Annotated in this window: 24 protein-coding genes and 1 other RNA gene; 15 read left to right on the forward strand and 10 right to left on the reverse strand. The window is 40.0% G+C overall.

Annotated elements, in window-relative coordinates:
* Positions 1-3 precede the first annotated feature (3 nt).
* From mlaD to murA, 5 genes are read left to right on the forward strand one after another with little or no spacing between them, the layout of a single operon-like run.
* Complete coding sequence (mlaD, locus tag ALFOR1_RS02810) at positions 4-552, forward strand: outer membrane lipid asymmetry maintenance protein MlaD (protein WP_058546982.1); 549 nt, start codon at positions 4-6, stop codon at positions 550-552.
* 5 nt (positions 553-557) lie between these two features.
* Positions 558-1,238, forward strand: a complete 681-nt coding sequence (locus tag ALFOR1_RS02815; protein WP_104641992.1) for an MlaC/ttg2D family ABC transporter substrate-binding protein — start codon at positions 558-560, stop codon at positions 1,236-1,238.
* The gene (locus tag ALFOR1_RS02820) at positions 1,231-1,524 is read left to right on the forward strand and encodes an STAS domain-containing protein (protein ID WP_058546984.1); all 294 of its coding nucleotides are present in this window, start codon (positions 1,231-1,233) and stop codon (positions 1,522-1,524) included. Before ALFOR1_RS02815 ends, ALFOR1_RS02820 begins: the two co-directional genes overlap by 8 nt.
* Before the next feature lie 5 nt (positions 1,525-1,529).
* A complete protein-coding gene (locus tag ALFOR1_RS02825; RefSeq protein WP_058546985.1) occupies positions 1,530-1,787 on the forward strand; it encodes a BolA family protein in 258 nt (85 codons plus the stop codon).
* 13 nt (positions 1,788-1,800) lie between these two features.
* Positions 1,801-3,060 (forward strand): UDP-N-acetylglucosamine 1-carboxyvinyltransferase, encoded by a 1,260-nt coding sequence (gene murA / locus ALFOR1_RS02830; protein ID WP_058546986.1) that lies wholly within the window; start codon positions 1,801-1,803, stop codon positions 3,058-3,060.
* A 121-nt stretch (positions 3,061-3,181) separates the two neighbouring features.
* Here murA and ALFOR1_RS02835 read toward each other — a convergent pair whose 3' ends face one another.
* The 3 genes from ALFOR1_RS02835 to ALFOR1_RS02845 form a co-directional block, all read right to left on the reverse strand.
* The gene (locus ALFOR1_RS02835; protein WP_058546987.1) at positions 3,182-4,264 is read right to left on the reverse strand and encodes a trypsin-like peptidase domain-containing protein; all 1,083 of its coding nucleotides are present in this window, start codon (positions 4,262-4,264) and stop codon (positions 3,182-3,184) included.
* A 100-nt stretch (positions 4,265-4,364) separates the two neighbouring features.
* Positions 4,365-5,717, reverse strand: a complete 1,353-nt coding sequence (locus ALFOR1_RS02840; RefSeq protein ID WP_058546988.1) for a Do family serine endopeptidase — start codon at positions 5,715-5,717, stop codon at positions 4,365-4,367.
* A 129-nt stretch (positions 5,718-5,846) separates the two neighbouring features.
* The gene (locus tag ALFOR1_RS02845) at positions 5,847-6,290 is read right to left on the reverse strand and encodes a YhcB family protein (RefSeq protein ID WP_058546989.1); all 444 of its coding nucleotides are present in this window, start codon (positions 6,288-6,290) and stop codon (positions 5,847-5,849) included.
* Positions 6,291-6,424: 134 nt separating this feature from the next.
* On the opposite strand from ALFOR1_RS02845, the gene zapE reads away from it, so the two are divergent.
* From zapE to ALFOR1_RS02885, 8 genes are all read left to right on the forward strand, one after another.
* The gene (gene zapE / locus ALFOR1_RS02850) at positions 6,425-7,513 is read left to right on the forward strand and encodes a cell division protein ZapE (RefSeq protein ID WP_058546990.1); all 1,089 of its coding nucleotides are present in this window, start codon (positions 6,425-6,427) and stop codon (positions 7,511-7,513) included.
* A gap of 249 nt (positions 7,514-7,762) precedes the next feature.
* Positions 7,763-8,191 (forward strand): 50S ribosomal protein L13, encoded by a 429-nt coding sequence (gene rplM / locus ALFOR1_RS02855; protein WP_002957960.1) that lies wholly within the window; start codon positions 7,763-7,765, stop codon positions 8,189-8,191.
* Positions 8,192-8,199: 8 nt separating this feature from the next.
* Positions 8,200-8,592, forward strand: a complete 393-nt coding sequence (gene rpsI / locus ALFOR1_RS02860; RefSeq protein WP_024600778.1) for a 30S ribosomal protein S9 — start codon at positions 8,200-8,202, stop codon at positions 8,590-8,592.
* 586 nt (positions 8,593-9,178) lie between these two features.
* Positions 9,179-9,769: a ubiquinol-cytochrome c reductase iron-sulfur subunit gene (petA, locus tag ALFOR1_RS02865; protein WP_058546991.1), complete on the forward strand. Its 591-nt coding sequence runs from the start codon at positions 9,179-9,181 to the stop codon at positions 9,767-9,769.
* The gene (locus ALFOR1_RS02870) at positions 9,769-11,034 is read left to right on the forward strand and encodes a cytochrome b (RefSeq protein WP_058546992.1); all 1,266 of its coding nucleotides are present in this window, start codon (positions 9,769-9,771) and stop codon (positions 11,032-11,034) included. The genes petA and ALFOR1_RS02870 overlap by 1 nt, the downstream gene beginning before the upstream one ends.
* A complete protein-coding gene (locus ALFOR1_RS02875; RefSeq protein ID WP_058546993.1) occupies positions 11,031-11,780 on the forward strand; it encodes a cytochrome c1 in 750 nt (249 codons plus the stop codon). The genes ALFOR1_RS02870 and ALFOR1_RS02875 overlap by 4 nt, the downstream gene beginning before the upstream one ends.
* Positions 11,781-11,860: 80 nt before the next feature.
* Positions 11,861-12,487 (forward strand): stringent starvation protein SspA, encoded by a 627-nt coding sequence (sspA, locus tag ALFOR1_RS02880; RefSeq protein WP_104641993.1) that lies wholly within the window; start codon positions 11,861-11,863, stop codon positions 12,485-12,487.
* Complete coding sequence (locus tag ALFOR1_RS02885) at positions 12,487-12,924, forward strand: ClpXP protease specificity-enhancing factor (protein WP_104641994.1); 438 nt, start codon at positions 12,487-12,489, stop codon at positions 12,922-12,924. Before sspA ends, ALFOR1_RS02885 begins: the two co-directional genes overlap by 1 nt.
* Positions 12,925-12,980: 56 nt before the next feature.
* Here the strand turns inward: ALFOR1_RS02885 and dolP are convergent, their stop codons facing one another.
* Genes dolP through ALFOR1_RS02905 form a run of 4 tightly spaced genes read right to left on the reverse strand, consistent with a single transcriptional unit; the run spans position 12,981 to position 16,461 of the window.
* The gene (dolP, locus tag ALFOR1_RS02890; RefSeq protein WP_058547505.1) at positions 12,981-13,547 is read right to left on the reverse strand and encodes a division/outer membrane stress-associated lipid-binding lipoprotein; all 567 of its coding nucleotides are present in this window, start codon (positions 13,545-13,547) and stop codon (positions 12,981-12,983) included.
* Positions 13,540-14,133, reverse strand: a complete 594-nt coding sequence (locus tag ALFOR1_RS02895; protein WP_058546996.1) for an SIS domain-containing protein — start codon at positions 14,131-14,133, stop codon at positions 13,540-13,542. The genes dolP and ALFOR1_RS02895 overlap by 8 nt, the downstream gene beginning before the upstream one ends.
* A 60-nt stretch (positions 14,134-14,193) precedes the next feature.
* Positions 14,194-14,565: a YraN family protein gene (locus ALFOR1_RS02900; RefSeq protein WP_104641995.1), complete on the reverse strand. Its 372-nt coding sequence runs from the start codon at positions 14,563-14,565 to the stop codon at positions 14,194-14,196.
* A gap of 18 nt (positions 14,566-14,583) precedes the next feature.
* A complete protein-coding gene (locus ALFOR1_RS02905) occupies positions 14,584-16,461 on the reverse strand; it encodes a penicillin-binding protein activator (RefSeq protein ID WP_104641996.1) in 1,878 nt (625 codons plus the stop codon).
* A 62-nt stretch (positions 16,462-16,523) separates the two neighbouring features.
* Here ALFOR1_RS02905 and rsmI point away from each other — a divergent pair, with 62 nt between their 5' ends.
* Positions 16,524-17,381, forward strand: a complete 858-nt coding sequence (gene rsmI / locus ALFOR1_RS02910) for a 16S rRNA (cytidine(1402)-2'-O)-methyltransferase (protein ID WP_104641997.1) — start codon at positions 16,524-16,526, stop codon at positions 17,379-17,381.
* Positions 17,382-17,422: 41 nt separating this feature from the next.
* Positions 17,423-17,788: RNase P RNA component class A (gene rnpB / locus ALFOR1_RS02915), an RNA gene on the forward strand.
* Positions 17,789-18,011: 223 nt separating this feature from the next.
* Here rnpB and ALFOR1_RS02920 read toward each other — a convergent pair.
* From ALFOR1_RS02920 to ALFOR1_RS02930, 3 genes are all read right to left on the reverse strand, one after another.
* The gene (locus ALFOR1_RS02920; RefSeq protein ID WP_104641998.1) at positions 18,012-19,415 is read right to left on the reverse strand and encodes a sigma-54-dependent transcriptional regulator; all 1,404 of its coding nucleotides are present in this window, start codon (positions 19,413-19,415) and stop codon (positions 18,012-18,014) included.
* Complete coding sequence (locus ALFOR1_RS02925; RefSeq protein WP_104641999.1) at positions 19,412-21,133, reverse strand: transporter substrate-binding domain-containing protein; 1,722 nt, start codon at positions 21,131-21,133, stop codon at positions 19,412-19,414. Before ALFOR1_RS02925 ends, ALFOR1_RS02920 begins: the two co-directional genes overlap by 4 nt.
* Positions 21,134-21,416: 283 nt before the next feature.
* Positions 21,417-22,478 carry a putative porin gene (locus ALFOR1_RS02930; protein ID WP_104642000.1) on the reverse strand — a complete coding sequence of 354 codons (1,062 nt, stop codon included), beginning with the start codon at positions 22,476-22,478 and terminating at the stop codon, positions 21,417-21,419.
* Positions 22,479-22,504 lie beyond the last annotated feature (26 nt).

Consider the following 22,504-nt stretch of genomic DNA (forward strand, 5'->3'; position numbering starts at 1 on the left):
ATAATGAATTCACGGAAATTAGAAATTTTAGTTGGTTTTTTTGTAGCGTTAGGCATTTTAGCGTTTGCGATGCTGGCATTGAAAGTAGCCAACTCCGGCATTAGTGGCTCAGGCGAAACATATACGCTAAATGCTAAATTTGAAAACATAGGCTCACTTAAAGCGCGCGCCCCAGTAAAAGTGGGTGGTGTAGTGATTGGTCGTGTTGAGTCTATTTATGTTCACCCGCAAGAATTTTTACCTGTAGTGAATATGACAATAGATGCGCAGTACTTATGTCGTTTTTCAGATACGAGCTCTATCTCAATTTTAACATCGGGTATTTTAGGTGAGCAGTACTTAGGTATTCACCCTGTTATAGCTCCAAGTTCGGCAGAGCAGCGCTGTTTAGGCGAAACAGTCACAGAGAATAAACAAGACGAAGCCATAGATGATTTATTTGGCGTAGAAAGCAAAGCGTTAGGTGATGGTGACTCAATGACTGATACCAAGTCTGCCATAGTACTTGAAGAGTTAATTGGGCAGTTTTTATTCAACCAAGGTAGTGAGTAATTATTATGTTGAAAAAGTTTTTAGCGATTGTAGCCATAGGCGCAATAACATTAACGCAGAGCGTTAGTGCAGCAGAAGTTAAATTAAATGATCCTAATAAAATGGTACGCCAAGTATCTGAGTATACATTTGATCGTATCAAAAAAGATCAGCCGCTTATTAGTAAAGACAAAGAGCATCTTCGCGTTATTGTTGAAGAAGAGCTTATGCCTTACATTGATTACAAATACGCAGCGCTTCGTGTATTAGGTAGTGAAGTATCTAAAGTACGTGCAATTACAGACGAAGCAGAAAAAGCTAAAGCAATTAAAGAAATTCAACGCTTTATTAGCGTATTCAGAGAGTACTTAGTTGCCACTTACGCGGGTGTATTTACTCAATATACCGATCAGCATGTAGAATTTGGTGCAGAGCAGCCGTTTAAAGGCAAAGACGTGGTTGTTGTAAAAACCAAAATCACCGAAGATGGTAAACCGGATATTAAAATTGATTTTAAAGTACGCGAAGATCGCAGCGGTGAGTGGCGTGCATACGACATGATTGCTGAAGGTATAAGCTTACTAGATGCTAAACAAAGCGAATTACAAGGTATTTTACGCCAGCAAGGTATTGATAACGTAAGTAACCTTTTAGAGCAAAAGAGCCAACTGCCAGTTCAGTTTAGAGGCAACAATTCAAATGACTAAATTGGCAATAAGCCAAGTTGATGAACAGCACTTTCGGGTAAGTGGAGAACTTACTCGAAATTCAATTGGCAATGAACAGCTTCTGAACGATAAGTTATTAACTAAGCATAAAACCACCTATTTTGACCTTAGTGAGGTATCTAGGGTTGACACAGCGGGCTTAGCTTGGTTAATTCACTCTTTTGCAGAATTTAAGCAACAAGGTATCCGCCTTGAATTGCAAAATCCACCTGAGCAATTGCAAAATTTAATGCAATTGGGTCAAGTTACAACCCTATTTGAGTGAGAGTTATGGAAACTAGCCAAGTCGAAACATTATTACGCGACGAACTTCAATTATCTGAAGTACATGTAAAAGCCAATGGTAGCCATTATGAAGTGATTGCCGTAGGTGAATGCTTTGACGGTTTAAGCCGAGTTAAAAAGCAACAGCTAGTTTATGGCCCATTAATGAATACTATTTCTGATGGCACAATTCACGCTGTATCAATTCGTGCTTTTACTCCTACCGAGTGGAAACGTGAACAAAAATTTATTTTACCTCAATAGTTAAGGCCTCCTAATGGATCAATTTGTAATTCAAGGTGGCACTTCACTTGCGGGTGAAGTTACTATTTCTGGCGCTAAAAACGCTGCATTGCCTATTTTATTTGCTTCACTACTTGCTGACGGTGTAAGTACATTTACTAATGTGCCTCGCCTTCGTGACATAGTAACAACAGAAGCATTATTACAAACATTGGGTGCAGAGGTTAATTGGCAGGGCGATACGCTAATAATCGACGGTTCTAGCGTTAATAAAACCCTTGCTCCGTATGAGTTAGTAAAACAAATGCGTGCATCTGTTTTAACGCTCGGCCCTTTAGTCGCTCGTTTTGGTGAGGCACAAGTGTCTTTACCTGGCGGCTGTGCTATTGGTGCTCGCCCAGTAGATATACATATTCAGGGTTTAGAGCGCATGGGCGCTATAATCAACGTTGAAAATGGTTACATTAATGCCAAGGTTGATGGCCGCTTAAAAGGCGCCGAAATTTTTATGGAAATGGTGAGTGTAGGCGCTACCGAGAACCTATTAATGGCGGCCGCCTTAGCTGATGGTAAAACAATTTTAGACAATGCTGCTCGTGAGCCTGAAATTACTGACTTAGCAAATTGCTTAATCGCAATGGGAGCTAAAATTAGTGGTGCTGGTACTAGCCGCATTGAAGTTGAAGGTGTTGAGCGATTAGCTGGTTGTGAGCACAGTATTTTACCTGATCGTATTGAAACTGGAACGTTTTTAGTTGCTGCAGCAATGGCTGGCGGTGAAGTGCTTTGTAAAAATACAGACTTTCATTCACTTGAGCCAGTTATTGAAAAACTGCGTGCTGCTAATGCACTCGTTGAAGTAAAAGAAGGTAGCATATATTTAGATATGCGTAAGCGTGAGCTTAAAGCTGTAAATATTAAAACGATGCCGCATCCGGGTTTTCCTACTGATATGCAAGCACAGTTTACTGCTTTAAACGTAGTGGCTAATGGTAGTGCAACTATTACTGAAACCATTTTTGAAAACCGTTTTATGCATGTACCTGAGCTACAACGTATGGGCGCTAATATTCGTTTAGAAGGTCATACTGCTATTTGTGGTGATACCGAAAGTTTAACGGGTGCGCAAGTAATGGCGACTGATTTACGCGCCTCAGCGAGCCTAATTTTAACGGGTATAGTTGCTCAAGGTGAAACGGTTGTAGATCGTATTTACCACGTTGATAGAGGTTATCAACGTATTGAAGATAAGCTAAGTGCGCTAGGTGCAAATATTAAACGTAGAAGTAGTTAAGTAATACTAATTTGCTTAATTAACTATTAGGGTCAGTTGGCCGTCCAAGGTTAAATTTGCAGGTTGGTATTAACCAAATATAAAAAAGGCCGGATAAGCCATAAAGCTATCCGGCCTTTTTTTAAAGTTTAGTTTCAAGCTCGGCAACCGTTACCATAATCTTTTCTATTTTACCGTTACGATAAAGTTCAAATTCAATTTCTTTACCTGGCTCTGTATTACCTATTCTTTCGAGTACTTTTTGTGGATTAGCCACAGACAGCCCTGCAATTTTAATAACAATATCTTGCTCTTCAATGCCAGCTTGCCACGCCGGACCTAATGGGTCTAAGTTAGTAATACGCATTCCTGCAACCTCGGTAAGGCTGTCGTTTACTTCTTTGCCTGTACTATCAACTGCGGTGCCCTCAAAGCCTAAATAGCCACGTACAACGCGGCCATGGCGTATTAGTTTTCCCATCACTTCTTTTGCGAGCGAGTAGGGAACTGCAAAAAATATTCCTTGAATATTAAGGTTTTCACGGGTTTTAAACTGCGCCGAAGTGATACCCACTAAGTCACCATTTGAGTTCACCAACGCCCCACCTGAGTTACCAACATTTATAGCTGCATCCATTTGCAGTAAGTTGTTATAAGGGCTGTCGGTAATTTTTTGTTTACCCGTTGCACTAATAATACCTTGTGTGATGGTTTGCCCTAAATTAAGAGGGTTACCAATTGCAAGCACGACATCGCCAACACTTGATGAGTAGTCGTCGTTAACAGGGATTACAGGTAAGTGATCTGCATTTATTTTCAATAGCGCTAAATCAGTAATAGTATCAAAACCGATTAACTGCACGTCAAAAAATCGCCTACCGTCGGTAAGAATAACCATGATCTGGTCTGCATTATTAATAACGTGATAGTTAGTTAATATATAGCCGTCTTGCGCCATAATAACGCCAGATCCTAACTCTTGTACGGTATTTTGTCGTTTATAGCGTGGCTCTTTAGAAATGCTTTCTGAGAAAATAGTCACTACAGATGGCGCAGCTCGTTTTACTGCATCCGAAAAGCTTAAATGGCTTGAGCTCATCGCACTTGGGATTGGTACATTAGGTAATAGGGCTGCTCTCATATTTGGGCTAAAGAAAACCACTAGAAAAGCAATACCTAAGCCTGCAAACAACGGGGGAAGAACAAATTTTAGTAGTTTCAGCACGAGTTTCTTATTATTTGTGAGCAATCTCTTTATGATGGCATAAAAAAAATAACAGCGGCAAGTGCCACTGTTACTTTTATTACATTTATACTGCGATTAATTATTGAATGAGTATAAATATCGACTCTCGGCCGCGTTTTACGCCCAGGACAATATTGCCTTGCGTACTCTCGATGATTTTATTCATATCGCGAATCGTTTCTACGCGTTGACGGTTCACCTGCATGATCACATCTCCTTCTTCTAGGCCTACACGAGCCGAAGGTGAGCGCGGATCAACAGAGGTTACTTCAACACCCTTATTACTATTTTTTTGCACGTTTTCAAGCTCTGCACCTTGAAAAGCAGGATGAAGCTCTTCGCCTGTAGCGGTAACGCCTGATGCACCATCAAGTGTTACTTCTACTGTTTTAACTTTACCGTCGCGGTAAATGCCTAGTTTAACTTCACGGCCTTCACCTAAGGTTGCAATTTTACTACGTAGCTCATGAAAACCACTTATGTCGCTGCCATTAATACTAGTAATTACGTCACCAGCTTTAATGCCTGCTTTACTTGCTGCGGTATCATCCATTACTTGCATTACATAAGCACCTTGCTTCACATCAAGTTGCTGGGCTTTTGCTAGTCCTGCATCTAATGGGCGGCCAGAAATACCCAGTGAACCTCGGCGTACTTCGCCATGTTCAATAATTTGATCAACTAAGTTTTTCATCATGTTTGATGGTATAGCAAAGCCAATACCTACATTACCGCCTGATGCACCTAAAATTGCGGTATTAATACCAATCAACTCACCATTTAAATTAACTAATGCGCCACCAGAGTTACCCTGGTTAATAGCCGCATCCGTTTGGATAAAGTCTTCATAACCTTCTATATTTAAACCACTGCGGCCCAGTGCACTTACAATTCCTGATGTTACTGTATGGCTCAAACCAAATGGATTGCCAATTGCCACAGCAAAATCGCCAACGCGCAAGCTATCTGAATTAGCCAGCTTAACTTCAACTAGGTCGTCAGCCTCAATTTGTAGTAACGCAATGTCAGACTCAGTATCGCTACCAATTTTTGTAGCTTCGTATTCGCGCCCATCTTCGAGTGTAACAACCATTTTTTCAGCGTCTTGAATAACATGATTATTGGTTACTACATAACCTTCATCAGCATCAATAATAACACCTGAGCCTAAACCACTAAATTGGCGTTTTTGGCTACGAGGTTGAGGGTTGCCAAAAAAGTACTCAAGTGGATCGGCGCGGCGGCGTACTTCTTTCGAACCAGAAACTTGGATACTAACTACACCTGGGGTAATTTGCTCAAGCATTGGTGCGAGTGTTGGTAATTGTTGACCATTTACTGCTACCGGTAATTTTGCATATGAGGCGACCGGGCTTAATAACAGGCTAGTAGAAAGAATAGCTGCGCTGATAAGTGATAATTTCATTTTCATAGTCAGGGTTTACTCCACTTAGGAAAAGCAAAAATTAAAAAAGGCTGCACAAGCAGCCTTTTTTAGTTTGTCAGTAATAAAACAACAAAGCTGTTATATCTAAAGACTATGGGGTCAAAAAAAAGTTCATCAAGATGCTTTAGAATGTTCTGAAACTTTATTCTGTCCAGCAAATAAACCTGACTCTCCAGATACATAATCGGCTGGTTGTGCTTGTGCATTTGAGCGATCGCACTGGCGTTCTTTTAAAGAAGCCTGCAATTGTTCTGTTGTTTCTTTAGAGAAAAACGGTTCCGCAGGGGCTTTATTTCTATCTTCTAATAATAGTTGGTTGGTTTCTTCCACGTGACTAAGAAGCTGATCGTAGTTTTCTTTCATTTTATTGACGAGCTTGCCTGTGTTCGCTAAATGATCGGCTACATCTTGGCGATATTGCTCAAGCGCGTTCTCTGCTTGTTCAGCCTGCTCTTTTAATTCATCTTGCTTAAATTGCTTTTTAGTAACAAATGCACCAATAAAAAACGCTACTACAGCAGTAATAACAACTAAACCTACCCACATAACTGTGCCCATAATTCTACCCCTTTGGGAAAATAACTAATGAATGCCTGATTCAATTACAAATCATACTAAGTGCAATATACCCCGACTGATGATGCGTGTTAATATGCTTTACAAATTAAACTGCGTTTTAAATGTAAATAGATATGACTCCTTGGCAAACATACCAGCAAGACCTCAAGCGTGATGACTTTGTACATGACTCAGCACAAGAAAATGCAGTACGTCATTTACAGCGTTTATACGATGACCTAACCCAAGCAAAACCTAAAAAATCGGGCTTTTTTGCTAAGTTATTTAATAGTCACGAACCAGAGCCTATTAAAGGTTTGTATTTTTGGGGTGGTGTAGGGCGTGGTAAAACCTATTTAGTTGATACATTCTATGAGGCATTGCCTGGCACCCGTAAAATGCGAGTGCATTTTCATCGTTTTATGCATCGTGTTCACGATGAGCTTAAAAAATTAAATAACACAGCCAATCCGCTTGAAAAAGTTGCTGATATTTTTAAAGCCGAGACCGACATAATTTGTTTTGATGAGTTTTTTGTTCAAGATATTACCGACGCCATGTTACTTGGTGGCTTAATGCAGGCATTGTTTGCTCGCAACATTGTACTTGTGGCTACTTCAAACATTATCCCTGATGACTTATACCGAAATGGCTTACAGCGCGCACGTTTTGTACCGGCTATTGAGCTGGTAAAAGCAAACACAGAAATAGTCAATGTAGATTCTGGGATTGATTATAGATTACGTACCCTTGAGCAAGCTGAAATATTCCATAGCCCATTAGATGAACAAGCTGATAAAAACTTATTTGAATATTTCGACAAGTTATCGCCAGAAGCCGGAAAGCATGATGAGCCAATCGAAATTGAAGGGCGTTTAATTAACACTCGTAAAGTGGCTAAATGTGTAGCTATGTTTGAATTTAGCGAGTTATGCGAAACTGCACGTAGCCAAGTAGACTATATGGAAATTAGTCGCTTGTTTAACACTGTAATAATTTCTAATGTTAAACAGCTTGGTCAAACTAATGACGATGCAGCGAGACGTTTTATTGCGTTAGTTGATGAATTTTATGAGCGCCATGTCACATTAATTATATCTGCTGAAAAACCTATCACGGAGCTTTATACCCAAGGTAATTTAAATTTTGAATTTAAACGTTGTATAAGCCGCCTGCAAGAAATGCAATCTTTAGAGTATTTAGCAAAAGAGCATTTAGCCTAAGGTTTATACCTTTACATAAGTTTTCTAATTTTATTAAATTTCTTGCGGAAAAAACAAGCGCTCGGTAGCAATGTGATTTAAGTGCTGGTATACTCCCGCGTCTGCCACGTTGCGTTCTATGTCCTCATATAGTTTAGCCACTTGTGAGCGGCGCAAAAGTCTAAAACTCGAAGGGGTTATAGCATACTTAGAGCGGTAGTTAATATTAACTGCCTGTGGTTTTAATTGAAAAACATTGGATTTTTATAAATGAAAACGTTTGTTGCTAAACCAGAAACAGTAAAACGTGACTGGTACGTAGTTGACGCTGAAGGTAAAACTTTAGGTCGCATCGCTACTGAAATCGCTCATCGCCTACGCGGTAAGCACAAAGCTGAATACACTCCACACGTAGATACTGGTGATTACATCATCGTTATCAACGCTGAAAAAGTTACTGTAACTGGTAACAAATTCAAAGATAAAGTGTACTACGCTCACTCTGGTTTCCCAGGTGGTCTTAAGTCTACTACTTTTGATAAACTTCAAGCTGCAAAGCCTGAAATGATCATCGAGAAAGCTGTAAAAGGCATGTTGCCACGTGGTCCTTTAGGCCGCGCTATGTACCGTAAACTTAAAGTTTACGCAGGTACTGAGCACAATCATGCTGCACAACAGCCTCAGGTTCTAGACATTTAAGGAGCACTATCATGGCAAATCAATACTACGGTACAGGTCGTCGTAAAAGTTCAAGTGCTCGCGTATTCTTACGCCCAGGCACTGGTAACATCGTAATCAACAAGCGCTCTTTAGAAGAGTACTTTGGTCGCGAAACAGCACGCATGGTTGTTCGTCAAGCTCTTGAGCTTGTTGACATGACTGAAAAATTTGACCTTCACATCACCGTTGCCGGTGGTGGTACAACTGGTCAAGCTGGTGCTATCCGTCACGGTATCACTCGTGCACTTATGGAGTTTGACGAGTCATTACGTCCACAACTTCGTAAAGCAGGTTTTGTTACACGTGATGCACGTAAAGTTGAACGTAAGAAAGTGGGTCTTAAGAAAGCGCGTAAGCGTCCACAGTTCTCAAAACGTTAATCTATACGTTATCAAGAATTCAAAAACCCAGCTTATGCTGGGTTTTTTGTTATCAAAAATTAGTGATTATTACTTACAAATTAACAACTAAATTTTAAATACTTACCTCTCAAACCCCGCTTCTTCGCGACCTAAGCACTGATCATATTTATATAAACACGCGTATTAAATGTACGAAAGTTAAAAAATACCCAGATAGCTGCAAAAAAGTTAAATAATTATCGTAATTAGTTTAAATCCATCAGTTAATTGGTGGAATTTTTTGCTACAATTGGCTGGCAAGTAAAATGAGTGAGTTTAACCACACTATGTGCAGTTTTTACTGTTTCCTCTTAGTGGTGTTGATCTTGGTCAGTATATTGTTTTTACAGAAGCGCTATTATAGTCGTTCGGCTTTATTCTCGAGCTAACTTAATCAAATGTTTGATCAAGTCAGGTTTATTCGAGCATGGGGCTGTGAATAACCTTGTTTTAATCAAGGGTTTTAATTATGATCGCTTCTATTTTAAAAATTTCGAATAATTAACCTGCTGTAACTGATGTTCTCAATATAGCAAGTGTTGAGAATCATAGTGGAGATAAGTGGATGAGCAATGCGCCTGTAGACAATGGCCGACGTCGCTTTTTAACCATAGCTACCTCTGTTGTAGGTGGTGTTGGTGCGGCTGGGGCTGCTGTTCCTTTTATTGCGTCTTGGAATCCAAGTGAGCGAGCTAAATCTGCGGGTGCGCCTGTAGAAGTAGATATCAGCAAACTTGAGCCAGGACAATTAATACGTGTCGAGTGGCGTGGTAAACCTGTATGGGTTGTATCACGGACCCCTAAAATGCTTGAGCAGATGAAAGAACATGAAGGTCAACTTCGTGATCCGCAATCGCAAGAGCCACAACAATTAGAATCATCAACAAATGATTACCGTTCATTACGCCCAGAGATTTTTGTCGCTGTTGGTATTTGTACGCATTTAGGTTGTTCTCCAGGCTTTTTCAAAGGTAACTTTGGTGAAAAAGTTGAAGGGACTGATGATGGTTTTTACTGTCCATGTCACGGTTCTAAATTTGATATGGCTGGCCGAGTATTTCAATCGGTTCCTGCACCATTGAACTTAGAAATACCACCTTATACTTTTCTTGATGAGACCACTATTTTAGTGGGCGAAGAAAAAGGGGTAGCCTAATGTTTGGTAAAATTGTTAGTTGGATCGACGATCGTATCCCAATGACACGTGTTTGGAACATGCATATTGCACAGTATCCAGCACCTAAAAACTTTAACTTCTGGTACTTTTTTGGCTCTTTAGCCATGTTAGTACTAGTAAACCAAATCCTAACGGGTATTTGGTTAACGATGAACTTTGTTCCGTCTTCTGAAGGCGCATTTGCTTCAGTAGAGTACATCATGCGTGATGTAGAATACGGCTGGTTATTACGTTACTTGCACTCAACAGGTGCCTCAGCGTTCTTCATCGTTGTATATATGCATATGTTCCGTGGCATGATCTACGGTTCTTATCAAAAACCACGTGAGCTATTGTGGTTGTTTGGTATGTTTATTTTCTTAGCGCTAATGGCTGAAGCATTCATGGGTTACTTATTACCATGGGGTCAAATGTCATTTTGGGGTGCACAGGTAATCATTTCATTATTCGGGGCTATTCCGGTTATTGGTGATGACTTAACACTTTGGATCCGTGGTGACTACGTAATATCGGGTGCAACGCTTAACCGCTTCTTTGCATTACACGTTATTGCACTACCATTGGTTATTGTAATCTTAGTATTTTTACACATTGTTGCTCTGCACGAAGTGGGTTCAAACAACCCTGAAGGCATTGAAATTAAACGTAAGAAAGGCTCTGTTGCAGAAGAAGATAAGCCTAAATTTAAATTCCATGAGTATTACACTGACAAAAAAGACATTGTTGATGCGATACCGTTCCACCCGTACTACACAGTAAAAGATATTGTGGGTGTGGTTGGTTTCTTAATCTTGTTCTGTTGGGTTGTATTCTTTATGCCTGCGATGAATGGTTTCTTCCTAGAAGCGCCAAACTTCGAAGCGGCGAATCCACTTAAAACACCAGAGCATATTTTCCCGGTTTGGTACTTTACGCCATTCTATGCAATCTTACGTGCAATCCCTGATAAGCTTATCGGTGTTGCAGCAATGGGTGCATCAATTGTGGTATTAGCATTATTACCATGGATTGACCGTGGTCGTGTTAAATCGGTTCGTTACCGTTGTGGTTTCCACAAATGGAACATTGCAGGTTTTGTTGTAACTTTCGTTCTTTTAGGCTGGGTGGGTGCAACTCCACAAACTGATATGAAAACGATAATTTCTCAAATCTGTACTGTGACTTACTTTATGTTCTTCGTACTGTTATTTGTATACAGTAAGAATGAAAAAACTAAGCCATTGCCTGAGAGGTTAACGAAATGATGAAAAAGCTAATTATCGGTTTATTTGCTTTATCAGTTAACTTGTTGCCTAACATGGTTATGGCGGCAAGTGGGTCGGTTCCTTTAATGGAAGCGAATAACGATATATCTGATCAGCCTTCTTTGCAGCGCGGCGCAAAGTTGTTCATGAACTACTGTCTTGGTTGTCACCAAATGCAGTACCAACGTTATGAACGTACTTTCCGTGATATTGGTATTCCAACTGAAGTTGGTCAAGAGCAATTGATTTTTGATGGTTCTAAAGTAGGTAGCCATATCAAAAACGCGATTGGCAAAGAAGATGCTGCGAAATGGTTTGGTGCGGCTCCGCCGGATCTAACAAATGTTGCGCGTGTGCGTGGCAGTGATTGGATTTACACCTATTTAAAATCATTTTACAAAGATGAATCTCGCCCATTTGGCGTAAATAATACGTTATTTCCATCAGTAGGTATGCCACATGTTCTACAAGAACTTCAAGGTTTACCTACAGCTATCACTGAAGAAGTAACTGTAGATGGTGTAACAACTGTTCACATCACAGGTACTGAAACAGACGGTACGGGTGAAATGAGTGAAGGCGAATATGATGATGCAGTTCGTGATTTAACGAACTTCCTTGAGTATGTAGGTGAGCCTACACGCCTTGAATCAGAAGCGTTAGGTATTAAGGTAATTGGATTTTTAATTATCCTATTTATCTTGGCATTTATGCTTAAGAAAGAATACTGGAGAGATGTTCATTAATTTGAGCATTTTACAAGGTAATTTTGCAATAGGGGCTTAAGCCCCTATTGCTGTTTTAGTTATTTAATGGAGGTATAGGCATGGCCGTAGCTGCCAATAAGCGCCCTGTAATGACCCTTTTTTCTGGTGCTAACTGTATGTATAGCCACCAAGTACGTATTGTACTTGCGGAAAAGGGTGTAAGTGTAGATATTCATTTGGCTGAAAAGGATAACCTGCCAGAGGCACTTCACGAAATTAACCCTTACGGTACAGTGCCAACACTGATTGACCGTGAGCTTGGTTTATACCAGGCAAACATCATCATGGAATACCTTGATGAACGTTTTCCTCATCCTCCACTAATGCCTGTTTACCCGGTAATGCGTGGTCGTAGCCGTTTAATGATGCACCGTATTGATACTGATTGGTACAGCCTAGCTGACAAAATCAGCAATAATGCATCAGATGCTGCGCAAGCTCGTAAAGAGTTAACAGAAGCATTGCTTGCAATCGCACCTATTTTTAACGAAGCACCTTACTTTATGAGTGAAGAGTTTAGCTTAGTAGATTGTTACTTAGCACCACTATTATGGCGTTTACCTGAGTTTGGTATTGAACTTAATGGTGCAGGTTCTAAAGAGCTTAAAGAATATATGATCCGTTTATTTGAACGTGAGTCATTCCAAGCCTCTTTAACTGAAGCTGAGCGTGAGATCCGTTTATAATGACGCCTAATCGTCCTTATTTATTACGTGCTTTTTTTGATTGGATTGTCGATAACGACTGTACGCCACATTTAGTGGTAGACGCTGATTACCCTGCAGTACAAGTGCCAACGCAATTTGTACAAGATGGACAAATTGTTTTAAACATAAGTCCTTCTGCAGTTACTCAGTTTTCGTTAGACAAAAACCAACTTAGCTTCGATGCGCGCTTTGGTGGCCAACCAATGCAAGTTTACGTACCAATAGGTGCTGTACTTGCAATATATGCGCGTGAAAATGGCGAAGGAACAGTCTTTACTACAGATGAGTTTTTAGAGGACGAAGACGAATTTGTACCAGAGCTTGAAAGTGTTGATTCATCAGATGAAGTAATCGATGAAACTCCGCCAGAAAAGCCTCAGAAGAAAAAAGGCTCACATTTACGTGTTGTAAAATAATACGTAAATACAAAAAAACCGCTTTTAAGCGGTTTTTTTATATCTGTATTTTATGTTTACAAGTATTCAAACACTTTAATTACACGCTCTACACCTGATACATTACGGGCAATATTTACAGCCTGGGTAGATTCAGAGTCAGACACTAAACCCATTAAAAATACTTCAGCGTTTTCAGTCACTACTTTAATGTTATTGCTGCTGATGTCTTTTGCTGTTAGTAACTGGGCTTTTACTTTAGAAGTAAGCCAAGAGTCATGTGTTTGCGTAGTAATGCCAATATTTGAACCAATACGAATTTGATTGTGTATTTTACGAATGCCTGCAACGCTCTCTATGGTGCGCTGAGCTTCGTTTTTCATTTCTTCGTTTGCTACTTGGCCTACAAGTAAAACAATGCCATTGACGCTTACAGCGTCTACATTCGCAAATTTTTCGATTCTTTCTACTTCGCTAAGTGCAATGCTGGCTTTTATTTCAATATTATTGTCATCAATTTGAGAGCCTATAGTGCGGCGATCATTCGCTGCAGTTACTGCACTGGCTGTACCTGCAACAACAGCGGCTGCGCAACCTTGCAGTAATACCACAGTACCTAAGACAATAAGAGAGCGTTTAAACATAATTTTCATCCTGAGGGAAAAGCGTTAAATCAACCAGTTCGCTTAAACAGTGTAAGTTAACTAGGTGAGATTCAATAATGCGACTTGGGCGCTTAGAAGGTGTTCTAATTTCTACGTCGTTAGGGCCAAGTAAACCCACGAGTTCGCCGCCATCGTCGCCAACCATAACTATGACCTTCATATCTTTAGTTAGTGCGGCTTCAACAGCAGAAATAACATGTTTTTCGTTGCCGTTAATAGCCAACGCGAGTAGTAAATCACCTTGCTGAGCAAAAGCACGTACTTGACGTGCAAACGTATCATGGTCGTCTACTTGCGTACTTTGCCCTAAGTTAATGTTCTCTTGCGATAAGGCAATAGCGGGTAGGCAAGGACGCTCTGTTTCATAATGATTTACTAATACGCCGGCCATGTGTTGGGCAAGCATGTGGCAATTTGCAGTGCCACAACAAATGAGTTTATTACCGTTGATCAGGCTTTGTGCAATTGTGAATGCAGCTGATTCGAGTGCGCTAGGTAAAACTTCACCTGCGGCTATTTGTACTTGGATACTTTCTGTAAAAATTTCTTTAATTGTATCTTGCATAGAATACCAACAATTTATACCTAATCTTTATAATCAATCTAAGCTTGCTTAGAGCCAGCTTTAAAATACGTTTTTAAGCCAATTTATATTCGGGGATGACTCACCGGTTATGGCTACATAATCAATTCTTAGCGCTTGATTAGTTAAATTTTTAGCGGCTAAGTAATGATAGATACTGCGTTTTAATCGCGCTTGTTTTTGAGGGCTTAGAGCGTAATTAGCACCACCGCGAGCATTATTTTTCCTAAACTTAACTTCGACAAATACAAGCGTATCACCTTCTTTCATAATGACATCTAGTTCACCAAAGGGGCAGTAATAATTACGCTCAATAGGGGTTAACCCCTGAGTAACTAAATATTTTTGCGCTTGCAGCTCGTAATATTGGCCTTTTTCGCGACTATTTTGCCACAGCTCTTTAAACCACGACATGCCGCCCCCTTAATAACGTTAATTGATAGTTTGTATTCCACTGGCCGATTGCATAAATAATGGCACAGGACGCTGCGTTTTTAACTGCACAGTTTTGATACGTCGATTAATGTACTGCGCCCAGTCCAAAGTGCGTTCAATATGGCCGCTGGTATTTACCGATAACTTACCGCTTAAGCCGCTATATTGATTACCAGGCATAACACTTAGTTGCCTAATGTCGTGCAATATAGATACTGCATCGTAAGCCATTGCAAACAAGCGTTGGCTGATATCTACTTGCTCAGGCCAAAGAGCATCGTATTTCTCGCGAAGGTTATGCTGCTTAATTTGTGAGTCGAGCATCCACGGTAACTCCGTAAAGTATAGGCCATCTAAATCGCCTTTATCTGTACGGTCAATTTGCTTACTGTGGCTTTTTGAGCTGGCGTATAATGGAATACGCTCTGCAAAGGTGCTTACATTCACATCTAGGTAAGGCTTAATTAGGCGTGTTTCTATTGCATCGCCCAAAATGTAAATAACGTCAATGTCACTACGAGAACGCGTTTCGTTTTCTACTTCTTGCTTAAATAATGCTTTAACCGCTGTAATACGCTGTTTAGATTTATCTACTTCAAGCAAGCTGGTAATTGTATTTGGCATATCTTTTTTGTCGTTATAAAAGCCAATTTGCGGCTTTGTCTCGCTATAGCGTTGCCACTGCAAGTTAAAGTAGTCGACTAAACGCTGGCCATTTGCATTATTTGGCGCAAGTAGCATTGGTTTTTGATAGCCCTTAGTTAAAAAGTGCTCTAAAGCTTGCTGCACTTCATGCTCTGGATTTAAAGCAAAGTAATAATGTTGTAGCGAAATTCGCTCACCATCGAACGTATTTAAATGCAATGTTGGCGTATCAATCAGCGTTTTTGCATTGGCAAGCTTATCTATATTGGCTTTTAACAGCGGGCCAATTACAAAGTTTGGTTTTATTTGCTCAAGCTGTGCGGCAATTTCTTGTGTACTTAAGTTTTCATCAATAAAAATAGTTTCATTAATATTTTGTGTATCTAATGCCGCTAAGGCGCCTGCTTTTAATGCATCACCTAATCTTTCATTTGGGCCTGATTGCGGAAATAAAACCACTAAGCGTTCAATATTAATAGGCGCAAGTTGTGCAAGAGATTCATCTTGCTCTGGCAAAATGGTAAACGCCGGGTGTCCAACATAACGTCTGCGCCAATTATTAATTGCCTGATCAAGCTCTACAGTGCTGCTTGCATAAACCTGATGATATAAAGCTAAGTTAATCCAGCCTTGTTGAATAACAGAGCCACGATTAAAGCGCTCAAGCGCATAAGAAGAAAGCTTTGTTAAGTTATCCCATAGGTCTTGATTGAGCTGAGGGATTTCGATGTTATTTTTTGTTGCCGTTTCAGAGGCTCTAAAAAAGTAAGGTGCAGCTCGTTTTGGAAAGTTTTGTGAAGTATAAATACTGGCAGTTAAAAACTGATGCCACGCAAAATGCTCAGGCTGTGTAAGTTGCCCGTCTAACGATTGCAAAATAACGAGTGCTTTATCATTTTTGTTTTGTTGTTTTTGTGCAAAAGCAATATAAAGGCGATTTTGAATTTGATCAACGCTTGCAGTTAATTCAAGGTCACTACCAATTTGCTCTAATAAAGGCCAATTTTGTTCACTAATGGCCGCATCACGGGCACTGTAAAGTAATTGTATTTTATCGGCACCTTGGCGGTTTTGTGCTAATTGATAGATAGATTGCGCACTGGTTGCTTGATTTTGCAGTGCATTAGCGCGGTTACTTACGTTATCGCTGTTTTTAGTTGGTTTTTCGGTTGTGCTACACGCCGATAACCCTGACAATATAATTAATAGACTAACTAGTTTAAGTCGCACAAATGATTTCCCAATACGTTAACGCGATTTGCTTATATTACTGACTGACGCAGGAGACCTCAATGTTAAATGAGGAGAATTCACAGAAAATTGGCACTCTTTACATTGTTGCCACCCCAATTGGCAATTATGACGACTTAAGTCACCGTGCCATCGCGACATTATCGCAGGTTGACTTAATAGCTGCTGAAGACACTCGCCACACAGGCAAGCTACTTAGCCACTTTGGTATTAAGGCTAAAACGTTCGCATTACATGACCACAATGAGAAACAAAAAGCCCAGCAAATTATTGAGCAGCTTAATCAAGGTTTAAATATTGCGTTAGTATCAGACGCTGGTACACCGCTTATTAGCGATCCAGGTTATGCGGTTGTAAATTTATGTCGCGAACAAGGTGCACATGTAACACCTGTTCCCGGTGCGTGTGCAGCAATTACTGCGGTATGTTGCTCTGGATTACCCACAGATCGCTTTCAATTTATTGGTTTTACACCTGCTAAAAGTAAAGCAAGGCAAGACTTTTTTATCGAAGCAGTTAATTCGGGCATAACCAGCATAATGTACGAAAGTACGCACCGTATTATGGCAAGCCTAGATGATTTGGCGCAAGCACTTGGCGATGAGCAACAAGTGGTGTTTGCTAAAGAGCTTACCAAAACCTTTGAAACCTTTTTTAATGGTAGCGTAAGCGAGTTAAAGCAGTTTTTAACCGATGATCCTACTAAGCAACGCGGCGAAATTGTATTAATGTTGCCGGGCAAACCAAAGTTAGTAGACGATATACCGCCTGAAGCGCGCAAAATGCTGGCACTTCTTGAGAGCGAAATGCCAATGAAAAAAGCCTGTGGTGTAGTGGCTGAGTTCTTTGGGATGAAAAAAAATGCACTATACAAAACAATTATTGAAGAAAAAGAGTAAATATTACTGCGCTTGGCTTTAGCGTCATGTATACTGCGCGCCGAGTCAGCCAAGATGATCGCTGCCTGTGACGAAAATGATCAGGGGGAGGAAAGTCCGGGCTCCACAGGGCAGAGTGCCAGCTAACGGCTGGGGGGCGTGAGCCCACGACAAGTGCAGCAGAGAGAAGACCGCCAACCCCTCGGTTGGTAAGGGTGAAAGGGTGCGGTAAGAGCGCACCGGGCCGCTAGTAATAGTCGGTTGCAAGGTAAACTCCACTCGGAGCAAGACCAAATAGGGTTCCTTATGGCGTGGCCCACGTTGGAACCGGGTAGGTTGCTTGAGCCATAGAGCGATTTATGGCCTAGACGAATGATTATCACTTTCTTCGGAAAGGACAAAACCCGGCTTATAGGCTGACTCACTCATTCAATAAAAAGCCCGCAGTTAACGCTGCGGGCTTTTTTGTGTTTAAATTTTGCATTGAAGTTATACCAACCTGCATAAATCTTTGATCAATTTAACGAATTAAATTGCACTATAACGTCGTTAAAAATTTTTTATTTAGAATAACTAGATACAAAAATTTCTGCCTAGTTCTAGCGTAATTTTCTTAACGTTAAATAGACCTCATATATAAGCATATTGGTATTACTGCATGTTTTTCAAACGTTTACTTAATGCCGGTTGAGATATCCCTAGTAATTGCGCTGCTAACGACTGGTTTGAGTTTGCTCGCTTCATGGCTTCTTTAACTAGTAGATCTGCCGCTTTTTTTAGAGTGGGCAAGGTGCTCGAGGCTTCAAATAAAGGCTTTTCTGGTTGAGCATGTATGTTTACATCAGGCATTGAGTCGATAATGCCTTTAAATGCCTTCATTGAAAGCTCCCCTGATTGATGCGTGCTCATTGCATCAAACGCCATTGCGCGCAGTTCTCTAATATTTCCGGGAAAGCTGTAGTTTTCTAGCAAAACAAGTAAACCTGCAGGAATTGATGCTAGCTCTTTATCAAACTCATCAGCGGCGAGTGTTAAAAAGTGCTCAAGTAGCAGTGCGATGTCTTCTTTTCGTTCTCTAAGCGGTGGAATATTTACATGATGAATTTTTAAACGATAGTACAAGTCGTTTCTAAATTGGCCATCTTCTTTTTTGCTGTGTAAGTCTTGATGGGTTGCAGCAATAATACGGGCATTTATTCTTTTTGGGGTATCGCTGCCAACCGGATAGTACTCACCTTCTTGTAATAAGCGTAAAAGTTTTACTTGCGAGGCAAGGCTCAAATCGCCAATTTCATCTAACAATAATATACCGCCAGAGGCTTTCTCAATCATGCCTTTGCGGGCTTGATCGGCGCCAGTAAAAGCGCCTTTTTTATGTCCAAATAATGTATCTGAAAATAAGTTGTCATCAAGGCCTGCTACATTTACACACACGAGTTCGCCACTACAACTGCTCGTTTCATGTATGGCTCTGGCTATGAGTTCTTTGCCGACTCCGCTTTCGCCTGTAATTAAAATAGGCTGTTGGCTATTTGAAATAGATTCTATGTAATTAAATGCCGAATGCATCTGATGATTAATACTAATAATTTTAGCAAAAGCAGGGTGCAAGGCGCTTTGATTCTCAAGCATATAACCGCGCATAGCTTGGTTTTCTAAATTTAGCTCTTGGTAGCGAATAACCTGCATTATGCTGTTGCTAAGTCTTTCTGGCTCTTCGGTTTTCACGTGGTAGTCGTATGCGCCAAGCTTAATGCATTGCACCGCCGACTCAACCTGGTTAATACCGCTAATAATTACTACAGAAATATACGGGTATGGCTCTATTATTTTTGGAAGTAGTTCATCGCCGCTTATATGTGGCATGTTTAAATCAAGCAATACAACACGTATATTGCCCGATGCTAAATGGCTCATTACATCTGTGCTATCGCTACATTGAACAACATTATTAATGCCACAATAACGCTCAATAGCAAAAGAAATGCTGCGCAAAAAACTTGTGTCATCGTCACAAATTAAAACTTGAAACCCGGGATATAAGTTTGTGTTCATAACTCATTCTCTTTTTGTATTAGTGGTAGTGAGAGTTTTGATTTTGTGCCTTCGCCAAGGGTTGATTTAAAGGTTATTTGCCCCTGATGATCACGTACGATCCCAGCAGATACAGATAGCCCTAAGCCTGTTCCACCTGATTGGCGTTTAGTTGTATAAAATGGGTCGGTTAACTTTCTTAAGTCTTTGGCGTTGATCCCAATACCCTGATCTTCTACTGTAAGCACTACACTGTCGTATTTGGAATGAAAATAAGTGGTAATGGTGATTTTTTGGCTTTTATTTTCAAGTGCTTGGCAGGCATTTAAAATTAGATTAACTATCACTTGCTCTATTCTACTCCCCGAGCCATAAAATGTAGGTAGTTTATTAGCAAGATTAACTTCTACATTGCTGGTTGAGTTTTTAAGTTGATTATTAACAAGACGTAAAGATCGCTTTGTTAATTCGTTTAAATCAAGGCGTTCATTTTTTTGATGGGCAGTTTCGCCTTTTACAGCAAAACTCTTTAAATCCTCAACAATGCCTTTAACTTTATTGCTTGCAACGTGCATGTCGTCGAGTGTTTCTGGGAGCATATGTTTAAGGCGGTTATAGCTAACACCTGCGATTAAAAAGTCGCCGTGTTCTACTTGATGCTCATCGAGGATCTCTATAGCTTGTTCAAAGGCTTCTTTAACAAACGGAAAGTTAAGCGTTAATATACTGCACGGGTTATTTATTTCATGCGCAACGCCAGAAACAAGTACACCTAAAGATGCCATTTTATCTGCATGAAGCAGTTGTAGTTGTTGTGCTTGAAGCTCTTTGGTACGGCTTTCTACTTTTTTACGCAGTGCTTTATTCCAAATAAGTACAACTGTACTTATAAATAACAGCACGACTACAAATAAACCCGCCGCTATGCCAGCTTTTGACCAAATAGAGACCTCTAACGGGCCAAACCATTTATCATATATTTCTTGCTGTCGGCCGGTATTTTTTAAAATAGCTAAGCCTTGGGTAAATTGCGAGAGCAGGGCTTTATCGGCTGTTTTGGTTGCATAGCCATATAAGCGGTTTCGTTCTAGGCTAGAGATCGCTTTAATGTTAGAAAGCCCTAACTTTTGGCTTAAATATAAACCCGGTAAGTTAGATGCCACTGCAAAGTCGTATCTACCTGAAGCGAGCAAACGCAGTGCATCGGCATGGGTTTCAACCGGAATTAATACAATATTTAATTTAGCTTCGTTTAGCATATCAAACGCTGAGCCGTTGGCTTGTACAATAACGCGATAGCCTTCAAGCTCTGTGTAGTTAGTTATTTTAGGACTATCGTCTCGTGCAAATATAGAGTGATTTACATAGGTGTGAGGGCTAAAGTTATAAAGATCGGTGCGCTCTGGTGTGGCAGCCATTCCTTGTAAAATATCTATTTCACCTTGATCAAATAAAGCGCGGGTATTTTCCCACGTATCTAATTTTATTTTGATATTTAAGCCCATTACGGTAGCAATTTCACGGCTCAACTCAACATTGTAACCTGTATACTTCCCTTTGCTATCAATAAACTCATAGGGCGGGTAGTTGTAGTCGCCACCAATAACTATTTGCTTAGTTTGCGGCTCTGCAGCGGGTTGTAGGTAATCTTCAGCGTGGCATATCGATACACTACAACCTAAAAAAGTAATAAGTAGTATGGTAAATGCAAAGTAATGTGTTTTAAAAAGTGAAACCAATTAGTTAAACCCCTTCCCTAGTTTTAATAGACTAAATATTTATGCAGGTGGACTATAATCCCTATTTTCATTTTATAGAAATTAGGTACTTATAGATATTTTTTTGCTGTTATTAAATAAATTTATGAAGTGGATATTTATTAGTAGATAAAATAGCTAGCTGAGTGATTAACTGGACATGTTTATAGTGATTTTTTAATGGTTTTAAAAAATTAATAGATTAATTTTTATTGAAATAAAAGCGATTTAAATTAAAAAATCAAATCGCTTTGTTAAAAATATATTAAAATTTCATATTCAAATTTACTTGTAGCCTGTCGCGGCCTTCGTTGTTGGTCGCAATATCTTTATTAAGGTTATCTACGCTGTACCATCTTAAATCGGCATTTAAGTTATCAGCTATTTTATAATCGAGCTGAACACGCGTGCCTTTAATATTAGTATACGAACCCGGTGTATTAGTTTGTGTAAACGCACCATTCATAGGTAATGCATAAGCTTCTGTGTGTAATATATAAAAGCGCACACCAAACTCTTTATTGATTTGATAGCGGGCGTGTACAGTGTAAGCGGTATTGTCACTTTGTGCTTCACTTGTATAGTAGTCGGCAGCTAAGCGAAATGGCCCCATTCTTAAATCGGCATTGTAAGTCATCACATTACCAGCTTGGTCGTCATCAAGCCCTGACTCAGCACTTGCGTAAGCGGTGTCTGAGGCACTTACAAAAATACCACCAATACCCGCTTTAAATTTTATATCATTAAACTGCGCTGCATAAACACCTTGCAGTTGCTGCCAGCTAGCATCGCGTTTACCTTCGCCATTATCTACGTTTTCTTCAAGAATTATATGCCCTGCGTTTACGCTAAATGTATTGTTTGTCCAATTAGCTTGCACACCTTCAAGGGCAATATCATCACGAAATAGTAATTCAGATGAATGCATATAAACTGCGGCGGCTTTACCAATATATACACGAGTATTATTAATGCCCGTGTACTTCATAAAGGCTCTGTCTAAGCCAAAGTCGTCGTTGTCGGTTGTATTTGTTATGCCAAATGTTTGATGAGTTGAATCGTGCTGGCTAGAGGTGGTTCTAAATCGCATTTGCGCAGACCAGTTTTCTGTTGCCGCATATTTAATACCAAAACGTGCACGTAATCTGGCGCGGCTAGTTGTATCAATTGTATCGCCATCAGTGCGTTCAAAGCGCATACGCATATCACCAAATAATTTAACTGCTTCTAAGCCATTTAAACCTTCAATAGTTACATCTGCATGAGCTGGTTTAACTAGCGCCATTACGCTTAATGCAATTGGTAAATATATAAATTTAGTCGTCATTTTTATTCTCTATAAAATTGGTAATT

Origin of the sequence: Pseudoalteromonas carrageenovora IAM 12662, from assembly GCF_900239935.1 — a bacterium.
GTDB classification, from domain to species: Bacteria; Pseudomonadota; Gammaproteobacteria; order Enterobacterales; family Alteromonadaceae; genus Pseudoalteromonas; species Pseudoalteromonas carrageenovora.

Coding starts and splice junctions, on each gene's coding strand:
- ALFOR1_RS02870 (WP_058546992.1), top strand. CDS start 9,769: ATGTTTGGTAAAATTGTTAGTTGGATCGACGATCGTATCCCAATGACA.
- ALFOR1_RS02815 (WP_104641992.1), top strand. CDS start 558: ATGTTGAAAAAGTTTTTAGCGATTGTAGCCATAGGCGCAATAACATTA.
- ALFOR1_RS02895 (WP_058546996.1), bottom strand. CDS start 14,133: ATGCAAGATACAATTAAAGAAATTTTTACAGAAAGTATCCAAGTACAA.
- ALFOR1_RS02840 (WP_058546988.1), bottom strand. CDS start 5,717: ATGAAAATGAAATTATCACTTATCAGCGCAGCTATTCTTTCTACTAGC.
- ALFOR1_RS02845 (WP_058546989.1), bottom strand. CDS start 6,290: ATGGGCACAGTTATGTGGGTAGGTTTAGTTGTTATTACTGCTGTAGTA.
- petA (WP_058546991.1), top strand. CDS start 9,179: ATGAGCAATGCGCCTGTAGACAATGGCCGACGTCGCTTTTTAACCATA.
- mlaD (WP_058546982.1), top strand. CDS start 4: ATGAATTCACGGAAATTAGAAATTTTAGTTGGTTTTTTTGTAGCGTTA.
- murA (WP_058546986.1), top strand. CDS start 1,801: ATGGATCAATTTGTAATTCAAGGTGGCACTTCACTTGCGGGTGAAGTT.
- rplM (WP_002957960.1), top strand. CDS start 7,763: ATGAAAACGTTTGTTGCTAAACCAGAAACAGTAAAACGTGACTGGTAC.
- sspA (WP_104641993.1), top strand. CDS start 11,861: ATGGCCGTAGCTGCCAATAAGCGCCCTGTAATGACCCTTTTTTCTGGT.
- ALFOR1_RS02900 (WP_104641995.1), bottom strand. CDS start 14,565: ATGTCGTGGTTTAAAGAGCTGTGGCAAAATAGTCGCGAAAAAGGCCAA.
- dolP (WP_058547505.1), bottom strand. CDS start 13,547: ATGTTTAAACGCTCTCTTATTGTCTTAGGTACTGTGGTATTACTGCAA.
- ALFOR1_RS02920 (WP_104641998.1), bottom strand. CDS start 19,415: ATGAACACAAACTTATATCCCGGGTTTCAAGTTTTAATTTGTGACGAT.
- ALFOR1_RS02875 (WP_058546993.1), top strand. CDS start 11,031: ATGATGAAAAAGCTAATTATCGGTTTATTTGCTTTATCAGTTAACTTG.
- ALFOR1_RS02825 (WP_058546985.1), top strand. CDS start 1,530: ATGGAAACTAGCCAAGTCGAAACATTATTACGCGACGAACTTCAATTA.
- rsmI (WP_104641997.1), top strand. CDS start 16,524: ATGTTAAATGAGGAGAATTCACAGAAAATTGGCACTCTTTACATTGTT.
- zapE (WP_058546990.1), top strand. CDS start 6,425: ATGACTCCTTGGCAAACATACCAGCAAGACCTCAAGCGTGATGACTTT.
- ALFOR1_RS02885 (WP_104641994.1), top strand. CDS start 12,487: ATGACGCCTAATCGTCCTTATTTATTACGTGCTTTTTTTGATTGGATT.
- ALFOR1_RS02820 (WP_058546984.1), top strand. CDS start 1,231: ATGACTAAATTGGCAATAAGCCAAGTTGATGAACAGCACTTTCGGGTA.
- ALFOR1_RS02930 (WP_104642000.1), bottom strand. CDS start 22,478: ATGACGACTAAATTTATATATTTACCAATTGCATTAAGCGTAATGGCG.